16 protein-coding genes and 3 tRNA genes are annotated in these 17,392 nt (G+C 66.6%); 8 read left to right on the plus strand and 11 right to left on the minus strand.

All coding sequences use genetic code 11. The features are described 5' to 3' along the window. Nucleotides 1–87: 87 nt before the first annotated feature. Entirely contained in the window at nt 88–636 is a 549-nt protein-coding gene (locus tag V9K91_RS09510) for an acyloxyacyl hydrolase (RefSeq protein WP_093535904.1), read from the minus strand. A gap of 88 nt (nt 637–724) precedes the next feature. Further along, nucleotides 725–1,126 carry a RidA family protein gene (locus V9K91_RS09515; RefSeq protein ID WP_336443127.1) on the minus strand — a complete coding sequence of 134 codons (402 nt, stop codon included), beginning with the start codon at nt 1,124–1,126 and terminating at the stop codon, nt 725–727. Nucleotides 1,127–1,239: 113 nt separating this feature from the next. Between V9K91_RS09515 and V9K91_RS09520 the strand changes: the two genes are divergently transcribed. Next, the gene (locus V9K91_RS09520; protein WP_306988359.1) at nt 1,240–2,187 is read left to right on the plus strand and encodes a LysR family transcriptional regulator; all 948 of its coding nucleotides are present in this window, start codon (nt 1,240–1,242) and stop codon (nt 2,185–2,187) included. Between the two features lie 23 nt (nt 2,188–2,210). Here V9K91_RS09520 and V9K91_RS09525 read toward each other — a convergent pair whose 3' ends face one another. After that, nucleotides 2,211–2,645, minus strand: a complete 435-nt coding sequence (locus V9K91_RS09525) for a hypothetical protein (RefSeq protein WP_210130517.1) — start codon at nt 2,643–2,645, stop codon at nt 2,211–2,213. A gap of 73 nt (nt 2,646–2,718) precedes the next feature. Here V9K91_RS09525 and V9K91_RS09530 point away from each other — a divergent pair, with 73 nt between their 5' ends. Next, a complete protein-coding gene (locus V9K91_RS09530) occupies nt 2,719–3,843 on the plus strand; it encodes a histidine kinase (protein ID WP_210130518.1) in 1,125 nt (374 codons plus the stop codon). Continuing rightward, a complete protein-coding gene (locus V9K91_RS09535) occupies nt 3,840–4,619 on the plus strand; it encodes a response regulator (RefSeq protein WP_184126899.1) in 780 nt (259 codons plus the stop codon). Before V9K91_RS09530 ends, V9K91_RS09535 begins: the two co-directional genes overlap by 4 nt. 14 nt (nt 4,620–4,633) lie before the next feature. Here the strand turns inward: V9K91_RS09535 and map are convergent, their stop codons facing one another. The 8 genes from map to V9K91_RS09575 form a co-directional block, all read right to left on the minus strand. Then, on the minus strand, nt 4,634–5,404 hold the full coding sequence (map, locus tag V9K91_RS09540; protein ID WP_336443128.1) for a type I methionyl aminopeptidase: 771 nt from the start codon (nt 5,402–5,404) through the stop codon (nt 4,634–4,636). Beyond that, nucleotides 5,401–5,613 (minus strand): ParD-like family protein, encoded by a 213-nt coding sequence (locus V9K91_RS09545; protein WP_068852612.1) that lies wholly within the window; start codon nt 5,611–5,613, stop codon nt 5,401–5,403. Before V9K91_RS09545 ends, map begins: the two co-directional genes overlap by 4 nt. 48 nt (nt 5,614–5,661) lie before the next feature. Beyond that, nucleotides 5,662–6,564, minus strand: a complete 903-nt coding sequence (locus V9K91_RS09550) for a cation transporter (protein WP_336443129.1) — start codon at nt 6,562–6,564, stop codon at nt 5,662–5,664. A gap of 26 nt (nt 6,565–6,590) precedes the next feature. Continuing rightward, nucleotides 6,591–8,879, minus strand: coding sequence for an Orn/Lys/Arg decarboxylase N-terminal domain-containing protein (locus V9K91_RS09555; RefSeq protein ID WP_095362671.1), 2,289 nt, complete (start codon nt 8,877–8,879; stop codon nt 6,591–6,593). Nucleotides 8,880–8,900: 21 nt separating this feature from the next. After that, a complete protein-coding gene (gene adiC / locus V9K91_RS09560; RefSeq protein ID WP_095362672.1) occupies nt 8,901–10,250 on the minus strand; it encodes an arginine/agmatine antiporter in 1,350 nt (449 codons plus the stop codon). A gap of 13 nt (nt 10,251–10,263) precedes the next feature. Beyond that, nucleotides 10,264–11,694, minus strand: a complete 1,431-nt coding sequence (locus V9K91_RS09565; protein WP_336443130.1) for a DcaP family trimeric outer membrane transporter — start codon at nt 11,692–11,694, stop codon at nt 10,264–10,266. Nucleotides 11,695–12,006: 312 nt separating this feature from the next. After that, on the minus strand, nt 12,007–12,840 hold the full coding sequence (dsbG, locus tag V9K91_RS09570) for a thiol:disulfide interchange protein DsbG (RefSeq protein ID WP_336443131.1): 834 nt from the start codon (nt 12,838–12,840) through the stop codon (nt 12,007–12,009). Between the two features lie 84 nt (nt 12,841–12,924). Beyond that, complete coding sequence (locus tag V9K91_RS09575) at nt 12,925–13,995, minus strand: helix-turn-helix domain-containing protein (RefSeq protein WP_237334251.1); 1,071 nt, start codon at nt 13,993–13,995, stop codon at nt 12,925–12,927. Nucleotides 13,996–14,212: 217 nt separating this feature from the next. On the opposite strand from V9K91_RS09575, the gene V9K91_RS09580 reads away from it, so the two are divergent. The 5 genes from V9K91_RS09580 (at nt 14,213) to V9K91_RS09600 (ending at nt 17,392) form a co-directional block, all read left to right on the plus strand. Beyond that, nucleotides 14,213–14,611 (plus strand): heavy metal-responsive transcriptional regulator, encoded by a 399-nt coding sequence (locus V9K91_RS09580; protein WP_095362675.1) that lies wholly within the window; start codon nt 14,213–14,215, stop codon nt 14,609–14,611. After that, a complete protein-coding gene (locus V9K91_RS09585) occupies nt 14,608–16,953 on the plus strand; it encodes a heavy metal translocating P-type ATPase (RefSeq protein ID WP_336443132.1) in 2,346 nt (781 codons plus the stop codon). The genes V9K91_RS09580 and V9K91_RS09585 overlap by 4 nt, the downstream gene beginning before the upstream one ends. Nucleotides 16,954–17,009: 56 nt before the next feature. After that, nucleotides 17,010–17,085, plus strand: a tRNA-Ala gene (locus V9K91_RS09590). Nucleotides 17,086–17,135: 50 nt separating this feature from the next. Further along, a tRNA-Glu gene (locus V9K91_RS09595) sits at nt 17,136–17,211 on the plus strand. A gap of 108 nt (nt 17,212–17,319) precedes the next feature. After that, nucleotides 17,320–17,392 (plus strand) — tRNA-Ala (locus tag V9K91_RS09600).

Below are 17,392 nucleotides of genomic sequence, written 5' to 3' on the forward strand. Positions count from 1 at the left end.
TGCTGATCCTATGCCCTTGCCCGCGCAAAAGAAAACGGCAGGCCGTTGCACCGGCCTGCCGTTGTCCTGTCACCGCTGGCGGTGGGATCAGAAGCGGAACTCGCCACCCAGGCTGATCGTATCCACGTCCACGTCCACGCCGCTGAAATCGCCTTGGCGGCGGTCGTAGTTCAGGCTCAGGCCCCAGCGGCGGTTGAAGTCGTAACCGACATTGACGCCGTAGTACGGCTTGGTCGAGCTTTCGTCATCCACCACGTCGAAGGTGTCTTCGCGCACCTGCGCGGTCAGCCGCGCGATGCCGGCGCGTGCGCCGATGAAGAAGCCGGTATTGTCGGCGCCGAAGTTCTTCTTGACCACCAGGCCAGCACCGATCGAGACCAGATCCAGCTCCTGGTCGTAGCCCAGGTCCTTGTTGTACAGCGAACCGACATGGCCTTCGACGCCGATGTTCGGGGTGAACCAGTAGCCGCCGCCGACCGAGGCGGAGGTGTCCGACTCGCTGCCACGGAAACCGTCGTAACGCACTTCGGTATCGCTGCTGCCCAGCTCGGCGCGCACGAATGCGTGGCCGGCCATGGCATCGGTCGACAGGGTGGCCAGCGCGATGGCGGCGGCCAGGGTGACGAACTTCTTCATTCAGGTCCTTCCAAAAGGTGGTTTGCCCATCTGGGCGGCGCCACTCTGCCTCCTGTTCATATTTGTGTCAATTCCGTTAAACGAACCCTCAGGGGCGGGCCTCTGACAGCTTGGCCACCACCTTGAACTCCACGTCGAACCCGCTGAGCCAGGTGACCCCGACCGCGGTCAGGGTCGGGTGCGGCGCCTGGCCCCAGTACTCGGGCACGATCGCCCAGACCCGCTCCAGGATCCGGTCCGGGTCGATCATGAAAACGGTCACGTCGACCACATCGTCGAACGTGCAGCCGGCGGCCGCCAGCACTGCGTTGAGGTTCTCGAACAGCTTGTGCACCTGCGCTTCCAGGCCCGGTTCGGGCGAACCGTCCTCGCGGCTGCCGACCTGGCCGGAGACAAACAGGAAGCCGTTGGACCGCACCGCCGGCGAATAGCGGTAGCGGGCATACAGATCCTGCCGGCCAGAGGGGAACACGACGTCGCGACTTGCCATTGCAGACTCCAGAGGGGTTTTGCCCCGGGTGATGGGATATCTCCACGGTAGGCGCCCCGGCCCGGTCGATAAACGACCAACCTTGTCCATCACTGTTTGTAGAATCCAAACAATTGCCCGCAGGAGTGCCGATGGACCGTTTCGATGCCATGCAGGCCTTTGCCCGCGTCGTGGAGACAGGCAGCTTCACCCGGGCCGCGCAGACCCTGCACATGAGCCGCACCACGGTGACCCAGCTGGTGCAGCAGCTGGAAGCGCGGCTGCGGGTGCGCCTGCTCAACCGCACCACCCGCCAGGTCAATGTCACCGACGATGGCGCGGCGTACTACGAGCACGTCTCGCGGCTGCTCGCCAACCTGGACGACGCGGAAACCAGCCTCTCCAGCTTTGCCGCCAGCCCGCGCGGCCGGCTGCGGGTGGATGTGCCCGCGCCGCTGGCGCGGTTCCTGCTCGTCCCTGCCCTGCCCGGTTTCCACGCCCGCTATCCGGACATCCAGCTGGACCTGGGCGTCAGCGACCGCAATGTCGACCTGATCGATGAGAACGTGGACTGCGTGATCCGCGGCGGCGTGCTCACCGACCCCTCGCTGGTCGCGCGGCACATCGGCGACCTGCAGGCCGGGCTGTACGCCGCGCCGCAGTACCTGGCCACGGTTGGCATGCCCGACCACCCCAAGGCATTGGAAGCCGAACCCCATCGCATCGTCGGTTACCGGGGCTCGCGGCGTGCAGGCGCCATGCCCTACGCGCTGCGGCGTGGCGAAGAAACGCTGACCGTTCACGGCCGGCATCAGCTGGCGGTCGACGACGGCAACGCCTATCTGGCGGCCGGAGTAGCAGGGCTCGGCGTGCTCTGGCTGCCCGATTACGTTGCCGCCGCACACGCCGGGCGCGGCGAACTGCTACGCGTGCTCACCGACTGGCAGGTCAACCCGATGCCGCTGCACATCGCCTTCCGCCCCAACCGCCACGTCAGCGCCAAACTGCGCGTGTTCGTCGACTGGGTAGCGGCCCTGATGGCCGACCACGTACCGGTGATGCCACCGCAGCGGGATCGGTAGGCGCGGGCAACCGGACGCATGCATCACCGCAGCGGCGCGATCACCAGCGTATCGCCCTTGCATACGTTGACGTCGCGGTAGATCGCCGTGCGCCCGTTACGAAACTGCAGGCGCAGGTCGAAGCGGCAGCCGGCATCGCCCAGGCGCACCGTGGTGCTGCCCCCACCGCCGTCGATGGTGTCGATCGGGCGCTGCTCGAACGCGTCGCCGCCGGCGGTGGCCACCTCCAGCGTGGTGATGCTGTCATCGGCGCGGTTGAGCAGTGTCAGGTAACGCGGGGCGGCGGCATGCGTGGCCGTGGCGAAAAGCAGGCTGGTCAGGAAGGCAAGACGGATCGGGAACATCGCGGCAGCTCCGGCGGTTGGGTTCGCCGCCATCAGGCCGCTGGCCGCCCCGCGCACGCCACCGATCCGGGACGAATCGTCGTCCCGGCAGGACCAATCGTAATGGGCCCCCATGGCGCTTCTCCGGGCCCGCCCGCACGCCTAAGATGGCCCTGCCCCGCTGCGCCGGGCGTCCTGGATACCGGCCATGATGGTTCGCCTTGGCAGTACATCGATCAGCCTCGCCCGCTACCTGCTGCTGTGGACGGCCGTGGTGCTGGTGTTTGCCGTGCAGCATTCGCTCAGCGATGGGCTGCACGGCAACAGCTGGCCGTTCCTGGTGCACCTGCGCTGGGCCATGATCCAGTGGTACACGTGGGCGGCACTGGCACCGCTGGTGTTCCGCCTGGCCGAGCGCTATCCGCTGGATCCCCAGCGCCGCCTGCTTGGCCTGGGCAGGCAGGTCGTGGCCAGCCTGGCGGTGACCTTCGGCGCAATGCTCATCGGCGCAGCGGCCTCCGCGCTGTTCGAACCCAGCGGCTTCTTCGAACAGCTCGGGTACTTCCTGGCGCAGCATTTCGCCATCGGGCTGCTCACCTACTGGGCGCTGTTCGCGCTGCAGCAGGCATTGCACTTCCAGGCCGAAAAGGCGCGGCGCGAAATGGAAGCCAGCCGGCTGGCCACCGAACTGGCGCAATCGCGGCTGCTTGCGCTGAAATCCCAGCTGCAGCCACATTTCCTGTTCAACACGCTGCACGCCATCATCACCCTGCTGGACGAAGACACGGTCTCGGCCGAAGACATGCTGCTGCGCCTGAGCGAACTGCTGCGCGCCTTCCTGGAAGACTACGACGGCCAGGAGATTCCCCTGCGCCAGGAACTGGACCTGATCGAGCTGTACCTGGGCATCCAGCGCGTGCGCTTCAAGGACCGGCTGACCACCCGCACCTATATCGCCCCGGATACCCTCGACTGCGCCGTGCCCAGCCTGTTGCTGCAGCCGTTGGTGGAGAATGCGGTGCGCCACGGCATCGGGCAGCGCGTGGGCAGTGACGTGATCGAGATCGAAACGCGCCGCGACGGCGAGGTGCTGTGCATTGAAGTGCGCAACCGCAACAGCACGCTTGACGCCACGCCCGGCGCGCCCGCAGGCCATGGCATCGGCATGTCCAACACCCGGCTGCGCCTGAAGGAGCTGTACGGCGATGCCGCCGACGTGCGGCTGGACATCATCTGGCCCGAGGGCGTGGCCTGCCGTGTACGCCTGCCCTTCCGTACCCTGGAGGTGGAAGACGAAGCGCCGGAGTTCACGGCGGGAGTGGCGCCGGCATGACCCTGTCGGTGCTGGTGGTGGACGACGAGCCGCTGGCGCGCCGCGCGATCGTGCGCCTGCTGGCCGAGGACCCGGAGATCGAACTGCTGGGCGAATGCGGCGACGGCGTCTCCGCAGTGAACGCCATCCGCGAGCACTCGCCCGACCTGGTGTTCCTGGACATCCAGATGCCGGCGATCACCGGCCTGGACGTGGTGGCCACCATCGGCGCCGAGCGCATGCCGGCCACCGTGTTCGTCACCGCCTACGAGCAGTACGCGGTGAAGGCCTTCGAGGCCAATGCGGTGGATTACCTGGTCAAGCCGTTCAGCCGCGAACGCTTTGCCGCTACCCTGCAGCGCGCCCGGCAACGCCTTTCAACTGCCGCCGGCACCAGTGCGCAGACGGCCACGCAGATCCTGCAGGCACTGGACGCACTGCGCCAGCGCGAGGCCTACCTGCAGCGCATACCGGTACGGGTCGACGAACACGTGGTGCTGGTGGACGTGGACGAGATCGTCTGGATCAAGGCCGCACGCAACATCGCCGAGATCCACCTCGCCGGCCGCATGCACGAACACCGTGGCACCATGGCCGCCCTCGCCGCCCGGCTGGACCCGCGCCACTTTGCCCGCGTGCACCGATCGGCCATCGTCAACATCCGGCGGGTCAAGGCGATCCACCCGTGGTTCAACGGCCACCACGTCGTTACCCTGGACACCGGCCAGCAGCTGCGCATGAGCCGCTACCAGAACGAGGCGTTCCTCAAGCTCGTTTCCACCCGGGACACACCGTAGCGCCGGGCGTGGCGCTACGCCGTCGGCATGCGCTCGCCTTCGCGCAGGGTCAGCACTTCCACCCCGGTTTCCGTCACCAGCACCGTATGCTCCGCCTGCGCGGACAACTTCCCATCGCGGGTGGTCACGGTCCAGCCGTCCTCGCTCATGTCGATCGCCGCACGGCCCTGGTTGATCATCGGCTCGATGGTGAACGTCATGCCCGGCTCCAGCTCCACGCCGGTACCGCGCTTGCCGTAATGCAGCACCTGCGGGTCTTCGTGCATCTCGCGCCCGATGCCGTGCCCGCAGAACTCGCGCACCACGCTGTAGCCGTGCGCCTTGGCATGCTGCTGGATGGCGAAGCCGATATCGCCCAGCGTCGCCCCCGGGCGCACCACCGAGATGCCTTTCCACATGGCCTCGCGGGTCACCCGCACCAGCCGCTTCGCCTGGAAATCGACCTCGCCGATCAGGTAGGTCTTGCTGGAATCGGCGATGAAACCATCCTTCTCCAGCGTGATGTCCAGGTTGACGATGCTGCCGCCGCGCAGGATCTCGTCTGCCGAGGGCACGCCATGGCAGACCACATTGTCCACCGAGCTGTTGAGCACATAGGCAAACCCGTACTGGCCCTTGCTGGCCGGCCGCGCATGCAGTTCATCGACGATGAACCGCTCCACCCAGTCGTTCACCTGCAGGGTGCTCATGCCTTCCAGCGGCAAGCGGTCCAGTGCCTCGAACACCGAGGCCAACAACCGCCCCGATGCCCGCATCAGCGCCTGTTCCTCGAGCGTCTTGATCACGCGACCGCCACCCGCAGGGCACCGGGATCGACCCCGGCCGCGCGCAGCTCACGATTGACGATCTCCTGGTAGCTCATGCCCGGGTTCATTTCGCAGAGCATGCCGACCTTGATCCAGAAGCCGGCCTGGGCGTTGATCGAGCGGCCGGACACGCCGCTGGCGCGGCGCAGGTTGTCGTGCAGTTCGTCGTCGATGTTGACGATGCCCATGGGATGCCTCGGCTACGGAATATACGCATCATATACGATACGTATATATCAGGTCCAGGCAGGATCGGCGGTGAAATCGATGGTCAGCCAGAACTCGCTGCCACGGGCATCCAGCCGTTCGGCGATGTCATCGCGCAGCGCATCGACGCTGCCGATGGTGCCGATCACCGTGTCGGGGTGGGTGAGGATGTGGATCTCCACGAAGCGCATCCGCCCCATCTTGGCCACATGGCTGGTGAAACCGAGATAGCCGTGCTCGGCCACGAACTGCGTCATCACCGCCTGTACGCGCGCGTCCAGCGTATCGGGCGCCACCTGCAGCACCTCGCGCATCGCTTTCCACGCACCGCGCAGCGGCACCGGCAACACCGCCAGGCTGATGATCGCCAGCACCAGCGGATCCAGGAATGGAATCCAATGGGCGTGGTCGCCGTCTTCCAGCAGCAGCGCCAGCGCAAAGGCCAGCACCACCGCCAGGCTCATCATGCCGCTGAGCAGCCAGGCGCGTACGTCCAGCCACAGCAGCGGCGAACTCAATCGCGCCGCATGCACGCGCACGAACGCGGCCATGCCCAGGTTGCTCACGCACAACAGGGTCGCCCACATCAACGCCGGCCCGGCGCGGATGACGTGCCCGCCGGTGGTGAGCCCGATGATCGAATTGGCCAACGCATAGATGCAGGCCAACGCCAGGATCGCCCCGCCCAGCGCTTCCACCATCGGCTCCAGGTGCCAATAGCCGTACTGGAACCGTGGGCTGCCCTCGCGCCCGAGCAGGCGCAGCACGGCCAGCGCCACCAGCGTGAGGGCTACATCGACCAGGCTGTATACCCCGTCGAACAGGATCGCCTGCGATCCCACCAGCAGGCCGCCGATGAAGCCGGTGGCGCTGACCGCCACCGTCACGCCAATCGAGAATTTCAGGATCCGCTGCTCGCGTGCTGTATCCATCGCCTGCCGAAGATCCTGGCCGCCGCTCAGGTCTTCAGCACCTCCACCTTGTAGCTCGGCACGTCGCCGTCACGGTCGATGATAAGCCCGTGCACGTCCGACTCGAAGCCCGGGAAGCGCACATTCTGCTCGCGGGCAATGCGCAGCGACTGGATGATCGGCTCATCCTGCGCGCCAAAGCGCTCGCCCGGCATGATGGTCGGAATGCCCGGCGGGTAAGGCACCAGCATGGTCCCGGCGACACGACCACTGATCGCTTCGATATCAACGCGCTCGATCTGGCCACGCACCAGGTGGTCGTAGGCCTCGGCCGGCGTCATCACCGGCTCGGGCAGGTCCACGTACATCGCACGCATCACCTGGGCTACCGCAAACTCGCGGTTGAACGCATGCAGGGCCTCGCACAGGTCGCGCAACCCCCAGCCACCGTAAGTCTGCGGGTAGTCTGCCGCCAGGTCGGGCAGCGCGCGGGTCAGCGGCGCGTTGTTGTCGAACAGTTCCTTGAAGGCCATCAGCTCGGTCACCAGGGTGCTCCACTTGCCCTTGGTGATGCCCATCGAGAACAGGAACAGCACCGAGTACAGGTTGGTCTTCTCCACCGTGATGCCGCGCGTCCACAGGAACCTGCTCAGCACGGCGGCGGGAATGCCCAGCTCGCCCAGGTCACCGTCGATGGACAGGCCCGGGGTCAGCAGGGTGACCTTGATCGGGTCGATCAGCACGTAGTCTTCGACCAGGCCATCGAACCCGTGCCAATGCGCATCGGGCTGCAGGTACCATTCCTCGCGCTTTGCCACCATCGGCGTTGGTGCATCGCCCTTGCCCAGCGAGCGCTCCAGCTTGTCCGGCTGCCACACGCTGAACCACCAGTCGTCGCGGCCCAGGTCCTCGCGTACGTGCAGCATGGCCCGACGGAAGGCGATCGCCTCGTCGTGCATTTCCTGCACCAGCGATTCACCGGCCGCGCCTTCCATCATCTTGGACGCCACGTCGCAGGCGGCAATCACCCCGTAATGCGGGCTGGTGGTGGTATGCATCATGAACGCTTCGTTGAAGCGTTCGGCATCCAGCTCGCGGGTCGCCGCGTTGCGCACGTGGATCATCGAGGCCTGCGAGAACGCGGCCAGCAGCTTGTGGGTGGAATGGGTGGTGAAGATGATCGCGTCCTGGCCACGCGGCTTGCCCTTGGCCATGCCGTAGTGGTTTTCATAGAACGGATGGAAGGCCGCATAGGCGTACCAGGCCTCGTCGAAATGCAGGAAATCCACCGCGCTGCCGATCTCGTCGGCGATCTTCTCGGCGTTGTAGCACAGCCCGTCATAGGTGGAATTGGTGACCACCGCAATCCGTGGTTTGGAGCCGGCGCGGAACGCCTTGCTGGCCAGCGGGTTGGCAGCGATGGCCTGCTGCAGTGCCTCGGGGGTGAACTGGTCCAGGCTGATCGGCCCGATGATGCCGTGCGCATTGCGGCTGGGGGTGAAGTACACCGGCACGCCGCCGGTCATGATCAGCGAATGCAGCAGCGACTTGTGGCAGTTGCGGTCGACGAACACCACATCGCCCCGCCCCACCGTGCCATGCCAGACGATCTTGTTGGCGGTGGAGGTGCCATTGGTGACGAAGAAGGTGTGGTCGGCGCCGAAGTTGCGCGCAGCCTCGTTTTCCGCCTCCTTGATCGGCCCGCTGTGGTCGAGCAGCGAGCCCAGCTCCGGCACCGAAATCGACAGATCGCTGCGCAGCGTGTTCTCACCGTAGAACTGATGGAACGCGCGCCCCACCGGTGACTTGGTGAAGGCCACCCCACCGGCGTGGCCGGGGGTGTGCCAGGAGTAGTTGGATTCGGCGGTATGGTGGATGAGTGCCTTGAAGAACGGCGGCAGCAACTGCTGCATGTAGTCTTCGGCCGCGCGCATCACCTGGCGCGAGATGAAGCTCTTGGTGTCCTCGAACAGGAAGATGTAGCCGTGCACGTACTTGAGCAGCTTGCTCGGCACCTTCTCGATGGTGCGGCGCTCGCCGTACAGGAACACGGGCAACCCCCCGCGGCGTGCGCTCTGCTCGCGCAGGAACCCCAGCAGGCGCTGGAACTCACCGGGCTTGTCTTCGGTGCCATCAATCGAGATCAGTACCGCCGAGGCCGCCACATAGGTCCGCGCACCGGCCTGGGCATCGGCCAGGGTCAGCCCGCACAGCACGCGCTGGTCGTTGCCACGCAGCTCCTCGACCAGCGCGCGGATCAGGATGCCGCCGATGCGCGGGGACTCGTAGTCGTCGTCGATGACGATGATCGGGTAATCCAGAGACTTGAAATACACAGCGTTTCTCCTGGGGGAAGGTCACGGAATCTTCGTGCTGGCGGGGCTGTCCAGCGGCGGCAGCTGGCCGCGCTGGCGGCGGCGCTCCTCGCTGAAGAACGGGTAGAACACCGTGATGAACAGCACGAACAGGAAGGCGTACTGCACGATGCTGCCGGAGGAGCCGAAGATCGCCCACAGGCAGTACACCACGGTGATGCTGGTCAGGAACCAGAACGCGCCGGTGTGCACCAGGGTGTGCGAGCGTTCGACCACGAAGTAGCAGGCCACGCAGGAATAGATGTAGGGCAGCAGGGTCAGTACTACCGCCGCCGACGTAATCACGTCGAACTGCGCCGAGGCGGTTTCCGACGTCGACGTGAGCAGGACGGCCAAGGTCATCAGCACCGCCACGATCACTACGCCCTTGACCGGCACGTCATCCTTGTTGGTCTTGCTGAAGACGCTGGGGAACAGGCCATCGTCCGAGGCCGCCTTGGCGCTCTGCGCGGTCAGCAGGATCCAGCCGCCGAGCGACCCGGCGGCGCCGACGAAGGCGCACAGGCTCACCAGCGCGCCGCCCCAGCCGCCCACCGCATTGGCCGCCGCCAGCGCGAACGGTGCATCGGAGACCTGCAGGTCACCATTGGGCACCATGCCCATGATCACCGACGAGCTGGCGATATACGCCACCGCAGCCAGGAACACCCCGGCCAGGGTGGCCCGCGCCACGTTCTTCTCCGGGTTTTCGACCACGCCGGCGGTGACCGAGGCCGACTCGACCCCGATGAAGGCCCACAGCGTCAGCGCCGCCGCGCTGGAGATCGCGCCGAAGTTGGATTCGCCCGAGACGTTGTAGGCGCCCTTGAAGATGGCCGGGTCGAAGAAGAACCAGCCGAAGATGGCAATGCCCAGGATCGGTACCAGCGCGAAGCTGGTGGTCACCGTCTGCAGGCGGCTGACGAAGGCCGGGCCGATCACATTGGCGAAACTCAGCGCCCACACCAGCGCGAGCACGGCGATGCAGCGCGGTATCGGCTGCGACAGGATCGGGAAGAAGTAGCTGAAGTAGCCCACCGCCGCGATCGGGATCGCAACGTTGCCGATCCAGTTGGCGAACCAGTAGATGGTGTTGGTCTGGAACCCCATGTACGGCCCGAACCAGTCGCGGGCGTACGCATACGGGCCGCCCGCCATGGGCGCCAGCTTGCCCAGTTTGGCGAACACGAAGGCCAGCAGCAGTGCGCCGGCGGTGGTGACCAGCCAGCCCCAGATCGAGGCGGTGCCGATCTTGGCCAGGCTGGACGGCAGCAGGAACACGCCCGAGCCCATCATGTTGCCGGCCACCAGGAAGGTGGCGCCGACAACTCCGATTTTCTTCGCTTGCGCCATGACGGTTTCTCCGCTACTTGATGAAGTTGTATTGCAGGCTGCCCTGCACCCGCACCGTGTCGGCGCGTTGCCCGTCCTGCTGCTCCAGTTGCCCGTACAGCACTTCCATGCCCATCGTCCACGACGGCGCCGGGCTCCAGATCAGGTTGAACACCCCGTACCGGCTCTGGCGGAACGCATCGGCCGCGAGCGCGGCGTTGCGCGCCATCGTGAGCTGGCCGTAGATCAGGTTCGAGCGCCACAGCGGCGACCAGTAGTGCGTGTAACCCACGAAGCCGCCCTGCAGTGACAGCGCATGCAGGCGCCCGTCCTGGCCGATCACCGCATCCAGGTCCGAACCGGTGAGGTCGGCGGTATAGCGGCTCAGGCCTTTGCCGCCCAGCGCGCCGAACAGCAGCAGGTCCTGTTCGCCGACCGACGCCGAACCGCTGAGCTGGACGCCGCCGCCGAACCGGCGGTCGTCGCGCTGGTCGCCGTCGTAGCCAAGGCTGCGCGCCACCCCACCCAGCTGCAGGTGGCCCCAGTCACGCTCCAGGCGCGCGGTAACGGTCACATCCGGCACCCGGTTGGCGGCTACCGTTGCATCGGTGGTCCCCGCCAGCTGTGCATCGGGATCTTCGGCCGCCACCGTCAACGTGTTGCCCTTGCCCATCGCGAAGCTGTGGTGAATGCCGGCCACCAGCAGGTAGCCGGCGCCGCCGGGACCGGCGAAGTCCAGCGTGTCGGGCAGGCTGTCGGCATCCATGAAGGTGGCGTAGCCATAGCCGGCGTAGGTGTTGCCGAGCTGCCCGTAGGCATGCCGCAGCCGGAACTGGTAGCCGTCACTGCTGCCGAAGAAGTCGTTCTCCAGGTAGAAGCGCAGGTTGCCGCGGCTGGTCGGGCGGCGTGCTTCGAAGCTGAAACGGGTCTGCTTGGCATGCAGGTTGAAGTTGGAGACATCGCGGTGAGCGCTGCCCACCGGAATGGTGGAGGTCACGAACTGATCCTCGTCCCCGGCCGCACGGGTATCCACGATCGCATCGAGCTTGGCATAGCCACCGATGCGGATCAGCGTGTCGGTATTGGGGATGGCCAGGAACCCTTTCAGTTCCGGATCGGTCGGGCCGGCCACACTGTCCGGCCGCGAGGCGGCCGATGACGGATCGGCCACTGAATCACGCGGCGGCAGGATGGCCTGGCCGGTGCCGGGCACCTGGGTGGTGGTTGCATGGGGAAGCGTGGCGGACGGCGTGATCGCCGTGGGCGCAACAGCGGTCACCTCGGGACGCTGCGCAGGCGCACGGCCTTCGGCGGTTTCCAGCGCATCCAGGCGCTTTTCCATCGCCTCCAGCGTTTGTCGCAGGGTGCGGATGTCCTGGCGCAGGGCGTCGGCGGAATCCTGCGCATGCACCGGAATCGCGGAAAGCGCCAAGGCAGAGAACAGCAGCACGGCAACGCAACGCATCACGTCCTCCCTGAACTGCAGACGATACTGCCGGTGTCAGCTGCGCTCACGCGCACGGCCGATAACGGCAACCCGGTACTGCTCCGCAGGAGAACGACGACCGCAGTAATTACGGCGACATGTTGCAATCGCCGTACTGCCATCGGCAGTGCACCCGCGTGGGATTCCCTCCTCATCCCGGGTGACGCGCAGTAGCTGCGCACGCCAGCGCCCTGAGTAACAAGTCAGGAGTGAGTTTTTCGTGAAGTTTTACGTTGTCAAACGCCATGCGCGCAGTGTGGCTGCGCGCATGCGGGTCGACCTTGATTCAGATCAACGCGGGCCCATCACCTTTTCCATGTCCTCGCCCTGCGGCATGCCGGACACGCGTTGCACCATGCCCTGCGCATCACGGAACAGGATGCCGGGCGTGCCCTGGAAGCCCAGTTCCACCATCAGCACCTGGTTGGCGTCGAGCTTGTTGGCAAGCGTCGGCGTGATCGTCGCGGCCGGCTTGATGCCACCCTTGCTGAAGTCATGTTCGTTCTGCAGGAACACGGCGCTTGGATTGGGCGCGCCCAGGATCGCGGCCGCCTTTGCCGGGCTGTCTTCGCGGATCACGCCCACCATGACGTGGCGCAGCTGCACCTTGCCGCTGTCCACCCACGGCCGCGCTGCTTCCCAGAAGCGATGGCAGTAGGGGCAGTTGGCGTCGCTGAAGGTGTACACCACGCGCGGGGCATCGGCGCGCCCATCGCGCACCCACGCACTGCCATCCAGCCGCTTCCAGATCCGGTCCGACATCGGCTTGGCCACCAGCTTTTCCAGCGGCGCCGCGCCGACATCCTCACCCTTCTCATTGAAGAGCGTGCCGACCATCACATTCTTGCCGTCCGCCGTTACGTAAGCCGCAGCGGGCTGCTGTCCGCCGACCACGCCAGCGAAGCCGCGCAGGCCGCCGGGTGCGTCGAATTCACCGATGACCTCGAAGCCCTGCTTCTCGATGCCCTGCAGCACGGCCGGCCGGTTGGCGCTCTTCGCGGATGCCGCTTGGGCCGTCGCCTTCGCGGTGGCGGGGCTTTGCTGGGCCTGGCTGCAGCCGGCGACTGCCAGCAGCAACGCAGCGCTCAGCACGGAGCCCAGCACGGGCGAGGTCTTCAACAACATGGCAACTCCTGGAATGCACGCGAACGGCGAATGGCCCACAGGGTAGACGCATCTGCCTGACCCTGCAGCCACTGGCGCAGCGACTCAGGCCGCCGGGCGCAACGGTTCGCCCTGCAGCTGCGCAAGCGGGCTGCGGGGACGCTCGCGCCGTTGCGCGAAAATCTGCCGCCGGTAACGCGCCGGGGTCACTCCGACGATGCGCAGGAACAGCCGGCGGAAGGCGCTCTGGTCGGAGTACCCCACCGCCCACGACACCTCATCGACCGCACCGCCCGCCTGCAGCAGCAGCTGCGCCTTTGCGATGCGCAGCCGCTGGCAGTAGGCAATCGGACGCAGGCCGGTGGCCTTCAGGAAGCGCCGCTGCAGCGTGCGCGGCTCCAGCCCTGCCGCGTCGCAGATGTCCTGCAGGGTGACGCCACGCGCCGCGATGCCGTGCAGCCAGCGCTGCGCCTTCAGGATGCCGCGGTCGCCATGGGCGAAGTTCGGACTGAAGCGCTCCAGGTCTTCCTGCACGCCGCGCGGAATGACCAGCTGAAGCTGCTGGATGGCCGCGCTCATCACGCTCTGCCCGTAGATCCGGGCCAGAAGCCGCAGACTGAGATATTTCCATGCATCCGGGCCGGAAGCGGTCAGCAGGTCTCCGTCGTCCACCAGCGCGCGCTCGCTCGGATGCCAGCCCGGCACCACCGCCGCCAGCGACGGGCAGCGCGACAGGTCGGGGACGCTGACCGAGCGCCCGGTCATGACCCCGGCCGAGGCCAGCAGCAGCCCACCCTCTTCGCAGCCGGCCAGCAAGCTGCCCGCGTCATGGCAGTCACGCAGCCAGGTCAGCATGCGTTCGTCGGCCTGCATCAGCGGCCAGCTGGGCTCGTTACCCGGCACCACGATCACGGCCGGCGGGGTATCGCCGAACAGTTCGGCGCCGGCCACCCGCTGCATGCCATGCCCACGCGTGGACAGCGTCCAGCGGGTCACCAGCATGCGCGCGCCCGTGCGTTTACCCGCCGCAGCGGTGCGGTTGCAGCGCTGGGCAAGTTCGGACAGCACCGGTGCGGCAGCACGCAGGCTGCCCGGGTATTCGAGCACCGCGACTTCCATCAGGGTCGGGGACGTGGGCTTGTGGGTGGGCGATGAAGAGGGGGGAAGTGCTTCCATGGCGGCGCTCCTGGAACGGCTGCTGAGACCGCCAAACCCTGCTGGATCAAGGCCTGACGGCGATTCCAATGGAGCGTACGGAGCGCCCCCCACGGCAGCTATGAAACTAGTTGTAAATCCGGACCGGTAACGACATTGGAGGCCGCCGCCGCAAACCCTTGACTCTTGACCAGACTCCAGGGTCCACACTGTGCGCCTGCTCCCCAGAGAGGTCGCCGTGAACATTGGACAACTCGCACGCCAGGCCGGCGTGCCCATCGATACCGTGCGCTATTACGAGCGCCAGCATCTGCTGCCCACGGCCCAGCGCAGTGCCGGTGGCTACCGGGTCTTCAACGACACCGACCTGACCCGCCTGCGCTTCATCCGCCGCGCCAAGGCGCTGGGCTTTACCCTGGAGGAAATCGGCGAACTGCTCGCCCTTAGCGACCAGCGCGGCCAGGACATGGCCCAGGTTCGCGAGGCGGCAGTGCTGAAGCTGCAGGACATCGAACAGCGCGTCGCCGAGCTGCAGCGCATGCATGCCGCGCTGGAGCAGCTGGTCGATGCCTGCCCCGGCCATGGCGGCCTGGAACAATGCCCGATCCTGGGTGCACTGGCGGAGCCCCACCGATGACCGCGCCCAAAGGCAGCTGCTGCGCCGCGCACGGCGGTGGCGCCCCGGCGGGCAACACGGTCAAGGACCTGGTCTGCGGCATGGACGTGAACCCGGACACCACCGCGCACCACGCCCGGCATGCCGGCAGCGACTACCACTTCTGCAGCGACGGCTGCCGGCGGAAATTCATCGCCTCGCCGCAGCGCTATCTCGACCCTGCATCGCACATTGCCGAACCGGTACCGGCCGGCACGCTCTACACCTGCCCGATGGATCCAGAGATCGTGCAGGAAGGGCCCGGCACCTGCCCCATCTGCGGCATGGCGCTGGAACCGATGATGCCCAGCCTGGAAGAGGGCGAAAACCCGGAGCTCACCGACTTCCGCCGGCGCTTCTGGTGGAGCCTGCCGCTGAGCATCGCCACCATGGCGCTGGCAATGCTGGCCATGACCCCGCTGCTGCACGGCGTGCCGCCGGGCGTGCGGGTGTGGATCGAGCTGGTGCTGGCCACGCCGGTGGTGCTGTGGGCAGGCTGGCCGTTCGTGCAGCGCTGGGCGCAGTCGATCCGCAACCGCAGCCCGAACATGTGGACCCTGATCGGTACCGGTGTGCTGGCCGCGTATGCCTACAGCGTGGTGGCAACGATTGCGCCCGGGCTGTTCCCGCCGTCGTTCCAGCAGCACGGCCACGTGGGCGTGTACTTCGAAGCGGCGGCGGTCATCATCTCCCTCACCCTGCTCGGCCAGCTGATGGAACTGCGCGCCCGCGCCCAGACCTCGGCGGCGATCAAGGCGTTGCTGGGGCTGGCACCGAAAACCGCGCGGGTGCTGCGCGAGGACGGCCACGAGGAAGATGTGGACATCGCGGCACTGCAGCCCGGCGACCGCCTGCGGGTGCGGCCGGGCGAGAAAGTACCGGTGGATGGCAGCGTGCTGGAGGGTCGTTCCACGGTGGACGAATCGATGCTGACCGGCGAACCGGTGCCGGTGGCCAAGACCGTGGGCGATACCGTCATCGGCGCCACCCTCAACGGGACCGGCAGCCTGGTGATCCGTGCCGAGCGGCTGGGCGACGACAGCATGCTGGCGCAGATCGTGCAGCTGGTGGCGCAGGCGCAGCGTTCGCGCGCACCGATGCAGCGGATGGCCGACAAGGTCGCCTACTGGTTCGTGCTGGCGGTACTGGGCGTGGCGATGCTGACCTTCTTCGGCTGGGGCCTGTTCGGACCGGACCCGTCGTGGACGCATGCGGTGCTCAGCGCGGTGGCGGTGCTGATCATTGCCTGCCCCTGCGCCCTTGGCCTGGCCACGCCGATGACCATCATGGTCGCCACCGGACGCGCGGCGCAGCAGGGTGTGCTGTTCCGCGACGCCGAGGCCATCGAAGCGCTGCGCAGCGTGGATACGCTGGTGGTGGACAAGACCGGCACCCTCACCGAAGGCCGCCCCGCCTTCCGCGACGTAAAGGCGGTGCCCGGATTCGTGGCAGACGACGTGCTGCACTGGGCGGCCAGCCTGGACCAGGGCAGCGAACACCCGCTGGCCGCGGCGATCGTCGCCGAAGCGCGCCGTCGAGGCCGCCCACTCGCATCGGTGGAGGACTTCGACTCGCTCACCGGCCTTGGCGTGCGTGGCACGGTTGAAGGCAGGACACTGCTGCTCGGCAACGCCGCGCTGATGGCCGACCACCACATCTCCCTGCAGCTCCTGCACGCCGATGCCGGGCAATTGCGCGAGGCGGCGGCCAGCGTGATGTTCCTGGCCGTCGACGGCACCCTGGCCGGGCTGATTGCAGTGGCCGATCCCATCAAGGCGTCCACCGCCGAAGCCATCGCGCAGCTGCACCGCGATGGCCTGCGCATCGTGATGGCGACCGGCGACGGCACCGCCACGGCTGAAGCCGTAGCGCGCGAGCTGGGCCTGGACGAGGTGCACGGTGAAATGCGCCCGGCGGACAAGGCCGAACTGATCCGCACGCTGCAGGCACAGGGCCGCACGGTGGCCATGGCCGGCGATGGCATCAACGATGCGCCTGCATTGGCAAGCGCGAATGTCGGCATCGCGATGGGCAACGGCACGGACGTGGCGATGTCCAGCGCACAGGTCACGCTGGTCAAGGGCGACCTGCGCGGGATCCTGCGCGCACGCCAGCTGTCGTCCGCAAGTGTGCGCAACATGCGGCAGAACCTGGGCTTCGCGTTCCTCTACAACGGCCTGGGCATTCCGGTGGCGGCCGGTGTGCTGTATCCACTGGGCATCACGATGTCGCCGATGCTCGCGGCGGTGGCGATGAGCCTCAGTTCGGTGTCGGTGATCAGCAATGCGTTGCGTCTTCGCCATCAACGATTGCCAACGTCATGACAGTTTTTTCTTGCCAATCGAAAACAGCATCGCTATGATCTCGCTCCTCACGACGTGGGGCCATAGCTCAGCTGGGAGAGCGCCTGCATGGCATGCAGGAGGTCGGCGGTTCGATCCCGCCTGGCTCCACCACTTCTCCGGACATAGGCCGTCCGACAGAAGCAAAATTCAAAGTTTCGTGCGTCCCCATCGTCTAGAGGCCTAGGACATCACCCTTTCACGGTGGCGACCGGGGTTCGAATCCCCGTGGGGACGCCAATCAAACGCAGAAAACCCCGGCAATGCCGGGGTTTTTTGTATCCGTCGAAAAAAGTGTTTCCCTTTTCGGAAAACACCGATATGATAGGCGGCTCGCAGCATCAACGTGGGGCCATAGCTCAGCTGGGAGAGCGCCTGCATGGCATGCAGGAGGTCGGCGGTTCGATCCCGCCTGGCTCCA

The sequence above is a fragment of the Stenotrophomonas sp. CCNWLW57 genome, from assembly GCF_037203925.1.
Taxonomy (GTDB): domain Bacteria; phylum Pseudomonadota; class Gammaproteobacteria; order Xanthomonadales; family Xanthomonadaceae; genus Stenotrophomonas; species Stenotrophomonas rhizophila_A.

What these genes read in the sequence shown, in the direction of transcription:
- V9K91_RS09510 (WP_093535904.1), bottom strand. Translation starts at nt 636, where the DNA reads ATGAAGAAGTTCGTCACCCTGGCCGCCGCCATCGCGCTGGCCACCCTG.
- V9K91_RS09515 (WP_336443127.1), bottom strand. Translation starts at nt 1,126, where the DNA reads ATGGCAAGTCGCGACGTCGTGTTCCCCTCTGGCCGGCAGGATCTGTAT.
- V9K91_RS09525 (WP_210130517.1), bottom strand. Translation starts at nt 2,645, where the DNA reads ATGGGGGCCCATTACGATTGGTCCTGCCGGGACGACGATTCGTCCCGG.
- V9K91_RS09530 (WP_210130518.1), top strand. Translation starts at nt 2,719, where the DNA reads ATGATGGTTCGCCTTGGCAGTACATCGATCAGCCTCGCCCGCTACCTG.
- V9K91_RS09535 (WP_184126899.1), top strand. Translation starts at nt 3,840, where the DNA reads ATGACCCTGTCGGTGCTGGTGGTGGACGACGAGCCGCTGGCGCGCCGC.
- V9K91_RS09545 (WP_068852612.1), bottom strand. Translation starts at nt 5,613, where the DNA reads ATGGGCATCGTCAACATCGACGACGAACTGCACGACAACCTGCGCCGC.
- V9K91_RS09550 (WP_336443129.1), bottom strand. Translation starts at nt 6,564, where the DNA reads ATGGATACAGCACGCGAGCAGCGGATCCTGAAATTCTCGATTGGCGTG.
- adiC (WP_095362672.1), bottom strand. Translation starts at nt 10,250, where the DNA reads ATGGCGCAAGCGAAGAAAATCGGAGTTGTCGGCGCCACCTTCCTGGTG.
- V9K91_RS09565 (WP_336443130.1), bottom strand. Translation starts at nt 11,694, where the DNA reads ATGCGTTGCGTTGCCGTGCTGCTGTTCTCTGCCTTGGCGCTTTCCGCG.
- dsbG (WP_336443131.1), bottom strand. Translation starts at nt 12,840, where the DNA reads ATGTTGTTGAAGACCTCGCCCGTGCTGGGCTCCGTGCTGAGCGCTGCG.
- V9K91_RS09575 (WP_237334251.1), bottom strand. Translation starts at nt 13,995, where the DNA reads ATGGAAGCACTTCCCCCCTCTTCATCGCCCACCCACAAGCCCACGTCC.
- V9K91_RS09585 (WP_336443132.1), top strand. Translation starts at nt 14,608, where the DNA reads ATGACCGCGCCCAAAGGCAGCTGCTGCGCCGCGCACGGCGGTGGCGCC.